Consider the following 13,824-nt stretch of genomic DNA (forward strand, 5'->3'; position numbering starts at 1 on the left):
AATTACTGTTTCTCTGAAATTTCTTTAAAAGAAATTGAGAAAGCATCTTTTAAGTTTTCAGGCATAGCACGGTAATCTGAAATTAATTTCGTTTCTTGCTCTGACATTACAGTTTTTTGTTGTTCAGACTGAAACATTCCGCCTTCACCACTTACAAGCCAGTTCAAATTCACTCCAGCTTTAGCAATGGCAGTCATTCCTTCTGCATTAGGTTCACGTTCACCGCCAACATAACCTTGTAGTGTGCGATAAGCGACCCCGTCTGTTCTGCAAAATCTTTAATTTTCCAGTTTTTTGCTTCACAAACTTGTCTTAGTCTTTCTGATATGCACATTTGAGCGTTCCATTTTCAATACTAGATTGAAAAATACCGCAAACGAGTGCATATTTGACATTGAATGAGGAATATTCTATCACGTTTGAGCGTGTATGAAATACTCTGATAACATAATTTTTGGGGCTGTATTAGATTAGTAAGTATGCTAGTCTATAAAAATGAAAATAACTCATTGTAAATTAAAGAAATCTATACAGAAAAAGCTCCTTGAGTTTTTTGTGTTAGAAGTGACAGCTCGATCAGCAGCTAATATTTTAGGTATCAATCCAAATTCAAGTGCCTTGTTTTATCGTAAAATTCGTGAAGTCATCAGCTATCATTTAGCCCTTGAAGCCGATGATGTTTTTGATGGACAGATTGAGCTTGATGAAAGCTATTTTGGTGGTCATCGTAAAGGAAAACGAGGGCGTGGAGCAACCGGTAAAGTGGCTGTTTTTGGCTTGTTAAAACGACAGGGAAAGGTATTTACGGTGGTGGTAGAAAATACCAAAACCGAAACGATAATGCCTGTAATCACAAGGAAAATCAAGCCTGACAGTTGGGTTTATACCGATACATATCGTAGCTATGATGCTCTTGATGTGAGCCAATTTCACCACGAACGCATCAATCATTCGGAGTTGTTTGCAGTGAAAGAAAATCACATCAACGGTATAGAAAACTTTTGGAGTCAAGCCAAACGGATACTCCGAAAATATAATGGAATTGACCGAAAAAACTTTCCTTTGTTCTTGAAGGAATGTGAATTTCGGTTTAACTTTGGAACACCAAAAGAGCAGTTAAAAACATTGCGAAAATGGTGTGGAATTTAGGGCTGATCTAATACAGCCCCTAATTTTTTGGCAATTAAAAGTTTTTACGGCAATTTAAATTTGCAATCTAAATTATTAAACTAATCAGACATATATCATCAGAAATAACTACAATGACCCAGCACTTTCTTTTAACCAGCAAAGCTCGCACGCTTTCATCTATTAAGATAGCTCGCCTATCTGACGATGAAGCATTTAGCTTATTATGCGAGCTACGCTGGGGGGAGTAAAGAAGTGGTGGTTTGCCCTAAATGCGGTGTACAACATAAAGCCTACTTTATCTCTACTCGCAAACAATGGCGTTGCAAACATTGCAGGCACACGTTTAGCATTACATCAGGAACAATTTTTGCGAATCATAAACTGCCGATTCAAACCTACTTATTCGCTATTGTATTATTTGTAAATGTGGTTAAGGGAATTTCAGCCTGCCAACTCTCTCGTGATTTGAATGTACAGTACAAAACCGCTTTTACCTTATCACATAAAATCCGTGAAAGCCTGATTGTACAACGTGAGCTTTTTCCACTTTCAGGCGAGATTCATATTGATGGTACTTACGTGCATTCCGCTCCACGTCCAAAGAATAAGAAAGTTGAACGTGTAGATAGACGTTTAAAACAAATGCTAATCCAAACAAACGTGCGGTATTGGTTATGCGTGAATGTTACGCTAAACAGGAAACCTTATCTAATCCGCAGTTAGTTGGAGCAAAAAGGACCATCACGTTTCCTATTTTGTCAGAAAACACTGAAACCGTGAAGAAATTAGCTCACTCACATATTGAGCCAAACAGCCGTATTCATACCGATGAAAACAGTGCTTATGATGAATTAATCGTAGATTACAACTTACAACGTGTGAACCATCAAAAAGAATATCGCAGTGATGAAGGGATTACCAATAACCTTGCAGAAAGTTACTTTAGTCGCTTTAAACGTATGTACTACGGACAAGTTCATAAAATGAGTAATATTTATCTCGATAATTACGCAAACGAAATAGCCTATCGGGAAGATACTCGCAAACTGGATAATTTAACGATTTTCAACGATATCACCAGTAAATGCCTTTCTACACCATCAGAAAACGCTTGGAAAGGCTATTGGCAAGGTAATCACAGACAAGTAGAAAGGCTAATAATGTAATATGGCAGACCCAATTTACTATACGCAGATTAAACAAAAAATCGCTCAGTTTGAACGAGAAAAAGAGCAGGTATAGGCTCACCTAGCTCTAGTTGAACGCCGTATTACTTTACTTCATCAAGCCTTAGACGTAATGAACATCGGTGAAGATGAAGTTCATCAACACAACACCGAACATTTTAAATATCGAGTTTACCATAAACGCTTTAACGGCAAATTAAGCCAACTTATCCAACAGGTGATGAAAGCTGAACCACATCGTTTTTGGCGGGCAGAAGAAATAACAGAAGCGGTACTCGTTGCATATAAACAAGCCCATCGTCCTATTACTAAAGATTATATTGAGTCTGTCCGCTCCGCTTGTGAACGCCTTGCAAGACGAGAGATAATAGAGAGAGTTGAAGTTGTTCGATACAAAGTGATTCAATGGAAATGGAAACAAAGATAGCGGTAGAATACCACTATCAGACCGCTGACAAACCTCCAGACATTGCTTTGGAAGTTTGATCTAATAGGCACAGAAAAAAAAGAAATGCCTATGCTTAAAAATATCGCCTCTCCCTGATACGAACTCGAGATGATAAGTCTTGAACAGCGTATTCCCAAAGACTATCTCGTCCGCAAGGTTGCTAAAGCGATTGATTTTGAATTTATCCGTGATGAAGTCGCTCCTCTTTATTGCCAAGACAACTGCCGCATGGCTCTTGATACTGTTCATTTGTTTAAAATCATGTTATTGGGTTATCTCTTCGGCATTAAAAGTGAACGGCAGTTAGTAAAAGATATTGAAGTCAGTGCAGCTTACCGTTGGTTCTTGGGAATGTGATTAACAGAAAAAGTCATTGATGCCGGTCCCCTAAGTCAAAATTATCTTCGCTGTTTTAATGGCACAGATTTTATCAAGATGAAGTGATAGTAAGAAAAGCTAGAAAACTCACCGCTTGAGTGGTTATCCGGAGTGAAGCGCAAGGAAGATGGATAAAACGCAAAAAATAAACCCACTTTTATCAGGTTGCTGGTAAAGGTGGGTTTATCAGTGGTCTGGGCTGAATATCACTATTCAGTTTTTTATATCATTTCCGCTTACTGTGTTGGTTGTAATGTGCTATTCAGTATGCTTCTAGATGTTTCAGGAGCAATTTAACTGCCCTTTTTACTAGAGCTACCATAATCCCCGCACAAAAGAACACTGGCTCTAATTTATCTCAAAACAGTTAAATTTAAGCTAAAAAACCATAAAAATGGCTTTAATTTTGTTTTTTTTAGGCTATAATTTCAAAAAATTATGTTTCTTTATAAGGATTTTTGTAAATTTATGGCTAATGTGATAAATGAAATGTTTATTGATGTAGTAAATGACGCTCTTACTGGGAAAAAAGATAGTCTTTTGATGAGATTGAAAGTAATAGCTAAAAAGCTAAAGAAAGAACTACCTGACTTAGCAAAAGAATTGGAATCTTTAATTTCCACTTCAAGCACTAATGCTGTCGCAAGAGGGCAATCATTAACACCTCAATTTTCTCCTGTTGATGCCGATACCAGACAAAAATTACTAATTGACGTATATCCGGTAATTATGGATACAGTTCCTATATGGTCAGAAAAAGTAAATACTCAGTTAAATCGCTTTATAGCTGAGTGGGAAATGAAAGAATCCTTACATAAAGGCGGGCTACATCCATCTACATCTCTGCTCATAAGTGGTCCGCCAGGAGTAGGTAAGACATTATCTGCCAAATGGATTGCTCATAAACTTGACATACCCCTCCTAACTTTAGATCTCGCCAGTGTAATGAGTAGTTACCTAGGTAAAACCGGCAATAATATTAAAGCCGTACTCAATTATGCTTCATCTTTTCCATGTGTATTATTACTTGATGAGTTTGATTCAATAGCTAAAAAGAGAGACGATACAACTGATGTCGGTGAATTAAAAAGATTAGTAACCGTTATTCTCCAAGCTATTGACGAATGGCCTAAGCAATCTGTCTTGATAGCAGCAACTAATCATTCAGAGCTTCTAGATCCTGCTGTTTGGCGACGGTTTGACAGTATTATTGATTTTGAGCTTCCAAATCAAGAGCTAATTAAAAAGTATCTGATATCTAAAGATATTAGTAATAATCTGTCAAATTATATATCAACTAAATTACATGATGTTTCTTATGCCATAATAGAAAGAGCCATCAATCAAGCTAAAAAAAATTCTATCATAGAAAAAAGACCTTTCAGTGCAACATTAATTAATGAATTATTAGGTGATAATGTTTTACTGGAAAATGTTATTGAAACGATGTTATCAACAAATATTTCTCAACGAAAAATTGCACAAGACTTAGGAATTTCAAGATCTCAAATACAAAAATTTGTGAAAGAACAAGGATTACAACAATGAATAATAAAAATATGCTTCTTGGTTATGGAGAAACGCTTACTAGGCCAGTAAAATTGAATACAGGCGGAGGACCTAAAAATAAGCCGTATACATATGAAGAAAACAAACCTGTTATTGTAGCGCAGCTAAATAAAGTCATTTCTGAAATTAACGACACACTACCGCTTGCAATGCCAGAGGGAAAAGCAGTAGTAAAATTCGTTCTTCATCCAGCTTTTTTAGCTAAAAGTTATTTTCCAGTTAAGCTATTAAATAAATTTTCTCTTCAAAGTATAGGCAGTAAGGCTGTTAGTATTAAACCTAGAAAAGATATCAAAAAGAGAGGGAAGAGAGAAGAATATACAACCGCCTGTATTTATGTGTCCGGTAAAAAAGAAAATTTTCAGGACTTTCTTGATACATTAAATGAAGACAACCTAAATCAAAGCTTAAAAGATGATTTTATTACGTTAGAAAATATATCTACATTAACTACCTCAGATAAAATAAAAAGTTTTAATAATGATGAGGTTGTAGCTGTTGAAATAGCTTTACATACACCCAATACCCCTTCAGGGATTGTTGATGCTTTTGAGGTATTTGCAAAACAAAATGGTGTTTTCGTAGATAAAAAAAGAAGCATAAGCGTAAAAGGATTAACATTCATACCTGCTAAAGCCAGTAAAAATATGGCATTGAAACTCGCAGAATTCTCTTTTCTCCGGAACTTAAGAGAATTACCCCAATTACGGGTTAATGATCCTGTGATATTACGTTCATCTACCAATGACTCCAGTCTTAGCCTTCCTTCAGAAGGAGCTATAAATCCTGATTTAAAAGTCGCAATATTCGATGGAGGACTAGGAATTAATAATTTTGATCCTTGGGTTAAAGAATATATATGGAGTAATGGTAATACCAGTGCGCAATTACTTTCTCATGGGCAAGATGTTACATCCACTGTTCTTTTTGGTGTTGTGAATAATGATACTAAAAAGCTTAGCGTACCTTATTGTAATATAGATCATTATAGAGTGTTAGATTCGGATATTAATAATACTGATATAGATTTATTTGATGTTCTTATCCGTATAAAAACAGTATTAGAACAAACAAAATATGATTACATAAACCTAAGTTTAGGTCCAAGACTCCCGATTGATGACGATGATGTTCATGTATGGACTTCGACCCTTGAAGAAATTCTTGCTAAAAGCGGAGCACTTTGCACCGTCGCTGTTGGCAATGACGGACATTTGCCAGAATCACTGAACCGAATTCAACCGCCTTCAGATTTAGTTAATGGATTATCTGTTGGTGCGGCAACTTCTCTATCAGATGATTGGAAAAGATGTTTATATAGCTGCATTGGCCCTGGTAGAAGCCCCGGGTATATAAAACCAGATGGTGTTGCTTTTGGAGGATACACTGAAGAACCATTTCAAACATATAGTCCGATGACTAACGGAATTGTAAGCACTGCCGGAACTAGTTTTGCTGCCCCGTTAGTATTACGGCAGGCAATAGCCTTAAGTACATCCTTACAATATAACATCACGCCGTTAACAGCTAAAGCTCTTCTCGTACACCATGCAGAACCTAAAGATTTTCCGCGTCATGAAATTGGATGGGGACGTTTTCCTAATGATATTAATGACATTATCTATTGTAGTGATGATGAAGTAAAAGTTATTTATCAAGGAATACTCAAACCATCACAATATATGAGGGTCTTAATTCCAATTCCAAACATACCTATACGAGGAAGTGTAACATTAAGGGCAACATTCTGTTTCTCAACGTCAGTGGATCCAGAACATTCCCTTAATTATACAAGAAGTGGACTTGAAGTTATTATGCGAAAAAGTACTGACGATACTCCAGGACTTACATTTCCATTTTTTAATCAGAAACGTATTTATATGGATGAAAGTGAACAACGCGATGCCCATAAATGGGAAAATACAATAAGAAGTGAACACAAATTCAAGGCTAACGAGCTAACAACCCCATGTTTTGACATAATTTATTATGGAAGAGATTGTGGTATGCCTGTTGTTCATATAAATGAACTGGAAGACTTACCTTACGTTTTGGTTGTAACATTATCTGCAGAGGAAATGCCTGAGCTATATAACCTGATAAGACAGAGATACCAAACACTCCAACCAATTCAGGTACAGCAACAAATTGTATTACAACACACTTAATATTTTAGTACAATAAAATATACATGATAAAAATCTGAATATCATTGTTCAGCTCAGACCGCTGGCAAATCTTTAAAGCAATGTGAGCAATCTTTAGGGGCAGCGGTCTGATAGCGGAGAATACCGCTATTTTCTTATGTTCCAATCTCTTTTAACTTCCATCTGTTCTTCGGGTTTTGACTACGCCCTACAATAGAATGCTTTTCGATAATCCCCTGACTATGTAATCGTCTTAATGCATGAGAAAATGCAATAACAACTGACTGGAAATCCGATTTATCAGGCGTATAGCCTTCCAATTCAAAAGCCTTAATCACAATCTCATTTGTTGATAACCACTGATTTGGAAAATGCTTAAAAACTTTAGCAATAAATTCATTCGGGCGATAAGTGTAAGCTCTAGATTTCTCACCACGTTGTTTTGTCGCTAATGAAAATGGCTCACTGTTTAACGCTATCAAGGCTTGCTGTAACGTAGCAATATGCTGTTTAGCCACCTCAATACATCTTTCGAAATAGGTAACGTCTTGTGTTAATTTAGCGATTTTCTGCTGAATAGCACTCATACTTACTTGCTTTTATCATACATAAAAATCCTTGTGGTTAGTAAAACTCACAAGGATTGTAGTAAAATTTAGTTAAGTAGTCTTTGTGCAACTGCTACATAATACCGCATTTGTTGCGTATTATTTGCTTGGTATAAAACATCACCAAAGTATGGAATCCTTATTAAAAAATACTGAAAATGGATTTATGGCTATTGGTAATATTTTACTGATTATAGGTGCCGGAGGGGCATTTAACAGTATTTTAAAGGCGAGCGGATTAAGTGATGGATTGGCTGAGATTTTAGCAAATTTTAATACACATCCTATTCTATTGGCATGGCTTGTTGCTATTGTTTTACATGCCGCAGTGGGTTCTGCAACGGTAGCAATGATGGGAGCAACGGCAATCGTGTCGCCATTACTTGTTACTTACCCTGATATTAGCCCCGAAATTATTGTCCTTGCTATTGGTTCTGGTGCGATAGGATGCACTATTGTAACGGATTCTCTCTTTTGGTTGGTCAAGCAATATTGCGGTGCAACCTTGAATGACATTTTTAAATATTATACCGGTGCAACTTTCATCGCTTCCGTATTAGCACTCGGGTTTACATTTTTATTATCAACAGTGATTTAGAGGTATCATTATGAAAATTCAACATTTAATGCAAGATCCTTTCATTCAAAAATTAATGCGTTTTGAAGAAGTGATGTGGTTTAATCCTAAAAGTGCGGGGGTAAAAACAGGATTGTCTTACGTTGGGTTGGATGTATCCGATACTCAACAGGCGGCGGAACGTTTGCAGCGTTTTGCTCCTTATTTTTGTCGTGCTTTTCCTGAAACTCAAAAAACGAAAGGTATTTTGGAATCTGAACTGGTATCTATTGATAAGATGAAATCGGCATTAATCGATCATTATCATATGCCGATACAAGGACGTTTATTGCTCAAAAAAGACAGTCATTTACCAATTTCAGGGTCAATTAAAGCAAGAGGCGGAATATATGAAGTGTTGGCTTACGCAGAAAAATTGGCATTAGAACACCATTTAATTACCGAAAGTGATGATTATAGTCAATTGTGCGATGAAAAGATCAAAGATTTTTTCAGCCGTTATAGTATTGCAGTAGGATCAACGGGGAATTTGGGGCTTTCCATCGGTATTATGGGGGCTGTTCTCGGCTTCAAAGTTAGTGTGCATATGTCAGCAGATGCAAGAGAATGGAAAAAGCAAAAGTTGCGTTCATACGGTGTGAATGTTGTGGAATATACACAAGATTACGGTGTAGCTGTCGCTCAAGGACGGAAGGCAGCTCTTTCCGATCCGAACTGCTTTTTTATTGATGATGAGAATTCGACAACACTTTTTTTAGGTTATTCCGTTGCAGGTCAACGACTAAAACAACAATTTTTGGAACAAGGTATAAAAGTAGATGAAAATCATCCGCTCTTTGTTTATCTTCCTTGTGGTGTTGGCGGTGGACCTGGCGGTGTTGCATTCGGATTGAAATTGGCATTTGGCGATTATGTACACTGCATTTTTGCTGAACCGACTCATTCACCTTGTATGCTGCTCGGTGTTTATACAGGGTTACATGATAAAATTGCGGTACAAGACTTGGGTATTGATAATATCACAGCTGCTGATGGTTTAGCAGTAGGGCGTGCATCAGGATTTGTTGGTCGGGCAATGGAACATTTGTTAGACGGTTTTTATACTATTGAAGATCAAAAGTTATATGATTTACTGGGGCTATTGCATAAGACAGAAAATATTCAACTTGAGCCTTCTGCTTTGGCAGGAATGATAGGTCCGTTGCATATCAATCACTCCGATTATTTAAGAAGATATCACATCACACAAGAACAATTGGCAAATGCAACACATATAGTGTGGGCGACTGGTGGTGGAATGGTACCTGATGTTGAGATGCAAAAATATTTGTCACTCGGGCGATTTTAAAATATTCTCCCCAAGTTGGTTTTTGGGGAGAAGAAAGAGTGCAAGTGCGGTAGATTTTTAGAGAGTACTGGAAATAAATAATAAATTTGATGCGTCACTATTTTGTTTATTTTTAAGCACATTCTGATTTATTTGCAAACATATTGCCTGTTAAACAAGCAAACAATTAAGATTTTGTAATTTTTTAAAAATTATTGTTGACTTAAATAAGAAAAAAACGTTTAATACGCACCACTGACTTGTTGCCTCGATAGCTCAGTCGGTAGAGCAGGGGATTGAAAATCCCCGTGTCGGTGGTTCGATTCCGCCTCGAGGCACCATTCTACTCCTCCTTAGTTCAGTCGGTAGAACGGTGGACTGTTAATCCATATGTCGCTGGTTCAAGTCCAGCAGGAGGAGCCAACTCTATGTTAGTTATGTTATAGAACGATGCCTTATTGATTATTGTTTTGTTAAGAGGGTGTCAAATAGAAAGTCAAGAATTTATCTCAAAAATAGATTTTCCCAATTTAAATTTAATTCATTTTAATAGTATCAATCATTCATATTAAACTTAATGTCTTCGGGACATGGTAATTCCGCCTTTCAGTGTTCCCTATGCTAGTATATGCATCAACAAGCACAAGTTATATTGCTTATAATATAGAAATAGTGCATTTGCAATGCTTGCAGAATCAATGTTGGTGAGGTGTGAAAAAATGGGTAATGATGAAGGTATATTTTTTTCAAAGAAAATTAAAAAAATTAAACGTTAAATAATGCTTAATAATAAAACAAAAGTGCTTTTCTTTTGTTAATTTGGTAAAGTATATACATCAAAATTCAAATTAATTAGTTAAAAATTAAGAAAAATGATATGTATACATCAAATTTCACTAATTTAATCTTAAATGTAGACAGCTATAAAGCCTCGCATTGGTTGCAATATCCCAAAGGAACAGAATATATTTCCTATTATATTGAAGCTCGTCGAGAAAGTTTTGATGTAGTGATGTTCGGTTTACAGGCCTTTATCAAAGAATATTTGCTTAAACCTATTTGCCAACAAGATGTTGATGAAGCAGAAATTGTATTAAAAGCACACGGATTGCCTTTTTATAGAGATGGTTGGCAACATCTAATACATAAACATCAAGGTTATTTACCCTTAAAAATTGAAGCTGTATCAGAAGGAACGGTCTTACCTGTTGGTAACGTGGTTTGTCAAATAACCAATACAGATCCTGATTTTTTTTGGTTAGTCGGCTATTTAGAAACCGCACTTTTAAGGGCAATCTGGTATCCTTCCACTGTTGCAAGTCTTTCCTATTTTTGTAAAAAGCAAATTAGACAAGCTTTAATAAAGTCTGCAGATGATCTGTCCGGTTTAGACTTTCAATTACATGATTTTGGTGCACGAGGTGCATCAAGCCTTGAAACTGTTGCGTTGGGGGGATTAGCTCATTTAGTTAATTTCAAAGGAACAGACAGTGTTTCTGCCTTAATTGCTGCAAAACGCTGGTATAACATTAATGAAATGCCTGCATTTTCTATTCCTGCTGCCGAACATAGCACGATCACTTCTTGGGGTAAAGATCGGGAAATAAATGCTTACCAAAATATGATTGAATGCTTTGGTGGAGAGGGAAAACTTTATTCCGTAGTATCGGATAGTTATGATCTTTGGCATGCCCTGGAACATATTTGGGGCGAGAAATTAAAAGATTTGGTGATCGAAAAAGGCGGAAGATTGATTATTCGACCTGACAGTGGCAATCCTATAGAGATTATTTGCAAAACCCTAGAAATTTTAGCAAATAAATTTGGTTATATTCTTAATCAAAAAGGCTACAAAGTTTTACCTGATTGTCTTCGCATTATCCAAGGAGACGGCATCAATGCTCAAAGTCTACCAAAAATTCTTGATGCTGTTATGCAAAAAGGATTTAGTGCCGAGAATGTTAATTTCGGCATGGGGGGAGGACTGCTGCAACAAGTCAATCGTGATACCATGAGTTGGGCAATGAAAGCTAGTGCCATTTGTATTAATGGACAGTGGCAAGAGATTTATAAGGATCCCATTACCAGCCAAAGTAAGCGTTCTAAAAAAGGTGTTTTGGCTTTAGTCAAACAGGGAAGTGATTGGTTAACAATTAAACAATCTGAGTTAAATGGACAAACTAATCAGTTACAAACCGTTTTTTTCAATGGAAAACTTTTTATCGAAGAAAACTTAACGGAAATCCGCTTGCGGACCACGTCCTTTTTAGTATGACCATATTTTACTCAGTGAGAAAAAGATGATATTTGAAAAAGTATCATCTTTTATTTTTCGCTTAACAATGTACTTACTATTTTCTAGCCAGTGGCGGTACAAATGTAATTCCCATATCCCAAGGTTGTTCAATCCACGTATTTTGTGGAATGTCAATAACATAATCATCAACTAAATTAGCCCCGGCAGGTTTGGCAAAAACAGTAACAAAACGCGCATTTGGGTAGAGTTCACGAATTGCTCGAGCAGTATTTCCCGTATCAACTAAATCATCAACTACAATAAAACCTTCGCCACCATTTTTTACCTGTGCTGCATGCAAAACATTTAAATTGCCTTGCTGATTATGGTCATAACTTGAAATACAAACAGTTTCAATATGACGAATACCAAGTTCACGAGCAATAACTGCAGCTGGAAATAATCCACCACGACTAACGGCAATAATACCTTTCCATTGTGTTGCCGGAAGCAAACGTTCTGATAATTTACGTGTATGCATTTGGAACATGTCCCAAGTTACAACATATTTTTCGCTCATAATTCACCCTAAAGTCAGTTGATAGCGGAGTTCCGCCTGAGAAATAAAATGGCGTTAGAATAACCTGAAATCTATTTTTATGCTATTATTTTCCTTATTTTTCGCTAATAAAGGATAAAAAAATATGTCAGATCTTCAATCTCTGCAACCTAAACTACTTTGGCAATGGTTTGATCAAATTTGTGCTATTCCACATCCTTCTTACAAAGAAGAGCAGTTAGCACAATTCATTATTAATTGGGCAAAAACAAAAGGTTTTTTTGCGGAACGTGATGAAGTCGGTAATGTATTAATTCGTAAACCGGCAACAGTAGGAATGGAAAATCGTAAACCTGTAGTACTACAAGCACACTTAGATATGGTTCCACAAGCTAATGAAGGGACAAATCATAATTTTGATCAGGATCCTATTTTGCCATATATCGATGGTGATTGGGTTAAGGCTAAAGGCACAACGTTAGGTGCTGATAACGGTATTGGTATGGCATCTGCACTTGCTGTCTTAGAAAGTAATGATATTGCACATCCGGAGTTGGAAGTATTGTTAACCATGACTGAAGAAAGGGGGATGGAGGGGGCGATTGGGCTACGTCCAAATTGGCTTCGTTCTGAGATCTTAATTAATACCGATACTGAAGAAAATGGAGAAATTTATATAGGTTGTGCCGGCGGTGAAAATGCAGATCTTGAATTACCTATTGAGTATCAAGTCAATAATTTCGAACATTGTTATCAAGTTGTGTTAAAAGGGTTACGAGGCGGGCATTCTGGTGTGGATATTCATACCGGACGAGCTAATGCAATCAAAGTGTTGCTTCGTTTTTTAGCAGAACTTCAACAAAACCAACCGCACTTTGACTTCACTTTAGCAAATATCCGTGGCGGTTCTATTCGCAATGCTATTCCAAGAGAAAGTGTTGCCACTTTGGTCTTTAATGGTGATATTACCGTATTACAAAGTGCGGTACAAAAATTTGCAGATGTAATCAAAGCCGAATTGGCACTAACTGAGCCAAACTTGATATTTACACTTGAAAAAGTTGAAAAACCTCAACAAGTATTTTCCAGTCAATGCACGAAAAATATTATCCATTGTTTGAATGTTTTGCCAAATGGCGTAGTACGTAACAGTGATGTCATTGAAAATGTGGTAGAAACATCATTAAGCATTGGCGTGTTAAAAACTGAAGATAATTTTGTTAGAAGTACCATGTTAGTGCGGTCATTAATTGAAAGTGGCAAATCCTATGTTGCTTCTTTATTAAAATCTTTAGCCTCATTAGCACAAGGTAATATCAATTTATCAGGCGATTATCCGGGTTGGGAACCACAAAGTCATAGTGATATTTTGGACTTAACTAAGACAATTTATGCACAAGTTTTAGGTACAGATCCTGAAATCAAGGTAATTCATGCGGGACTTGAGTGTGGGTTATTGAAAAAAATCTATCCAACGATCGATATGGTATCTATCGGACCAACAATTAGAAATGCACATTCTCCGGATGAAAAAGTACATATTCCGGCTGTGGAAACTTATTGGAAAGTATTAACCGGTATACTTGCTCATATTCCATCACGTTAAAAATTGATATACAAGACAAGTATAAAGAGCTGTGTAAATTTGCAAAGAATT

At 36.5% G+C, this 13,824-nt stretch carries 10 protein-coding genes, 2 tRNA genes and 3 pseudogenes; 12 read left to right on the forward strand and 3 right to left on the reverse strand.

What is annotated here, in order from left to right:
• Window positions 1–2: 2 nt before the first annotated feature.
• Window positions 3–334, reverse strand: a pseudogene (locus tag HSM_RS10925) (helix-turn-helix domain-containing protein).
• 161 nt (window positions 335–495) lie between these two features.
• On the opposite strand from HSM_RS10925, the gene HSM_RS09720 reads away from it, so the two are divergent.
• The 6 genes and pseudogenes from HSM_RS09720 (at window position 496) to HSM_RS09745 (ending at window position 6,881) form a co-directional block, all read left to right on the forward strand.
• Window positions 496–1,149, forward strand: a complete 654-nt coding sequence (locus tag HSM_RS09720; RefSeq protein WP_011608478.1) for an IS1595-like element IS1016C2 family transposase — start codon at window positions 496–498, stop codon at window positions 1,147–1,149.
• Between the two features lie 113 nt (window positions 1,150–1,262).
• A pseudogene (locus HSM_RS09725) lies at window positions 1,263–2,297 on the forward strand (IS1595 family transposase).
• A gap of 133 nt (window positions 2,298–2,430) precedes the next feature.
• Window positions 2,431–2,745, forward strand: a complete 315-nt coding sequence (locus tag HSM_RS09730) for a hypothetical protein (protein ID WP_012340971.1) — start codon at window positions 2,431–2,433, stop codon at window positions 2,743–2,745.
• Window positions 2,746–2,874: 129 nt separating this feature from the next.
• Window positions 2,875–3,192, forward strand: a pseudogene (locus HSM_RS09735) (transposase); the annotation flags it as partial.
• Window positions 3,193–3,612: 420 nt separating this feature from the next.
• Window positions 3,613–4,692 carry an AAA family ATPase gene (locus HSM_RS09740; protein ID WP_041605183.1) on the forward strand — a complete coding sequence of 360 codons (1,080 nt, stop codon included), beginning with the start codon at window positions 3,613–3,615 and terminating at the stop codon, window positions 4,690–4,692.
• A complete protein-coding gene (locus tag HSM_RS09745; protein ID WP_012340974.1) occupies window positions 4,689–6,881 on the forward strand; it encodes a S8 family peptidase in 2,193 nt (730 codons plus the stop codon). The genes HSM_RS09740 and HSM_RS09745 overlap by 4 nt, the downstream gene beginning before the upstream one ends.
• 134 nt (window positions 6,882–7,015) lie before the next feature.
• On the opposite strand, the gene HSM_RS10485 is transcribed toward HSM_RS09745, so the two are convergent.
• A complete protein-coding gene (locus tag HSM_RS10485; protein ID WP_012340975.1) occupies window positions 7,016–7,447 on the reverse strand; it encodes a hypothetical protein in 432 nt (143 codons plus the stop codon).
• 85 nt (window positions 7,448–7,532) lie between these two features.
• On the opposite strand from HSM_RS10485, the gene HSM_RS09755 reads away from it, so the two are divergent.
• From HSM_RS09755 to HSM_RS09775, 5 genes are all read left to right on the forward strand, one after another.
• The gene (locus HSM_RS09755; RefSeq protein ID WP_012340976.1) at window positions 7,533–8,066 is read left to right on the forward strand and encodes a GntT/GntP/DsdX family permease; all 534 of its coding nucleotides are present in this window, start codon (window positions 7,533–7,535) and stop codon (window positions 8,064–8,066) included.
• Between the two features lie 10 nt (window positions 8,067–8,076).
• A complete protein-coding gene (dsdA, locus tag HSM_RS09760) occupies window positions 8,077–9,393 on the forward strand; it encodes a D-serine ammonia-lyase (protein WP_012340977.1) in 1,317 nt (438 codons plus the stop codon).
• Between the two features lie 244 nt (window positions 9,394–9,637).
• Window positions 9,638–9,713, forward strand: a tRNA-Phe gene (locus HSM_RS09765).
• Window positions 9,714–9,719: 6 nt separating this feature from the next.
• Window positions 9,720–9,795, forward strand: a tRNA-Asn gene (locus HSM_RS09770).
• Between the two features lie 454 nt (window positions 9,796–10,249).
• Window positions 10,250–11,647, forward strand: coding sequence for a nicotinate phosphoribosyltransferase (locus HSM_RS09775; RefSeq protein ID WP_012340978.1), 1,398 nt, complete (start codon window positions 10,250–10,252; stop codon window positions 11,645–11,647).
• A gap of 76 nt (window positions 11,648–11,723) precedes the next feature.
• On the opposite strand, the gene gpt is transcribed toward HSM_RS09775, so the two are convergent.
• Window positions 11,724–12,188 carry a xanthine phosphoribosyltransferase gene (gpt, locus tag HSM_RS09780; protein WP_011608161.1) on the reverse strand — a complete coding sequence of 155 codons (465 nt, stop codon included), beginning with the start codon at window positions 12,186–12,188 and terminating at the stop codon, window positions 11,724–11,726.
• Between the two features lie 124 nt (window positions 12,189–12,312).
• Between gpt and HSM_RS09785 the strand changes: the two genes are divergently transcribed.
• A complete protein-coding gene (locus HSM_RS09785; RefSeq protein ID WP_011608162.1) occupies window positions 12,313–13,773 on the forward strand; it encodes an aminoacyl-histidine dipeptidase in 1,461 nt (486 codons plus the stop codon).
• Window positions 13,774–13,824 lie beyond the last annotated feature (51 nt).

It is taken from the genome of Histophilus somni 2336, assembly GCF_000019405.1.
Classification (GTDB): Bacteria; Pseudomonadota; Gammaproteobacteria; order Enterobacterales; family Pasteurellaceae; genus Histophilus; species Histophilus somni.

Excerpts from the sequence above, each read along its gene's own strand:
- HSM_RS09720 (WP_011608478.1), top strand. The coding sequence starts at position 496 with ATGAAAATAACTCATTGTAAATTAAAGAAATCTATACAGAAAAAGCTC.
- HSM_RS09730 (WP_012340971.1), top strand. The coding sequence starts at position 2,431 with ATGAACATCGGTGAAGATGAAGTTCATCAACACAACACCGAACATTTT.
- HSM_RS09740 (WP_041605183.1), top strand. The coding sequence starts at position 3,613 with ATGGCTAATGTGATAAATGAAATGTTTATTGATGTAGTAAATGACGCT.
- HSM_RS09745 (WP_012340974.1), top strand. The coding sequence starts at position 4,689 with ATGAATAATAAAAATATGCTTCTTGGTTATGGAGAAACGCTTACTAGG.
- HSM_RS10485 (WP_012340975.1), bottom strand. The coding sequence starts at position 7,447 with ATGAGTGCTATTCAGCAGAAAATCGCTAAATTAACACAAGACGTTACC.
- dsdA (WP_012340977.1), top strand. The coding sequence starts at position 8,077 with ATGAAAATTCAACATTTAATGCAAGATCCTTTCATTCAAAAATTAATG.
- HSM_RS09775 (WP_012340978.1), top strand. The coding sequence starts at position 10,250 with ATGTATACATCAAATTTCACTAATTTAATCTTAAATGTAGACAGCTAT.
- gpt (WP_011608161.1), bottom strand. The coding sequence starts at position 12,188 with ATGAGCGAAAAATATGTTGTAACTTGGGACATGTTCCAAATGCATACA.
- HSM_RS09785 (WP_011608162.1), top strand. The coding sequence starts at position 12,313 with ATGTCAGATCTTCAATCTCTGCAACCTAAACTACTTTGGCAATGGTTT.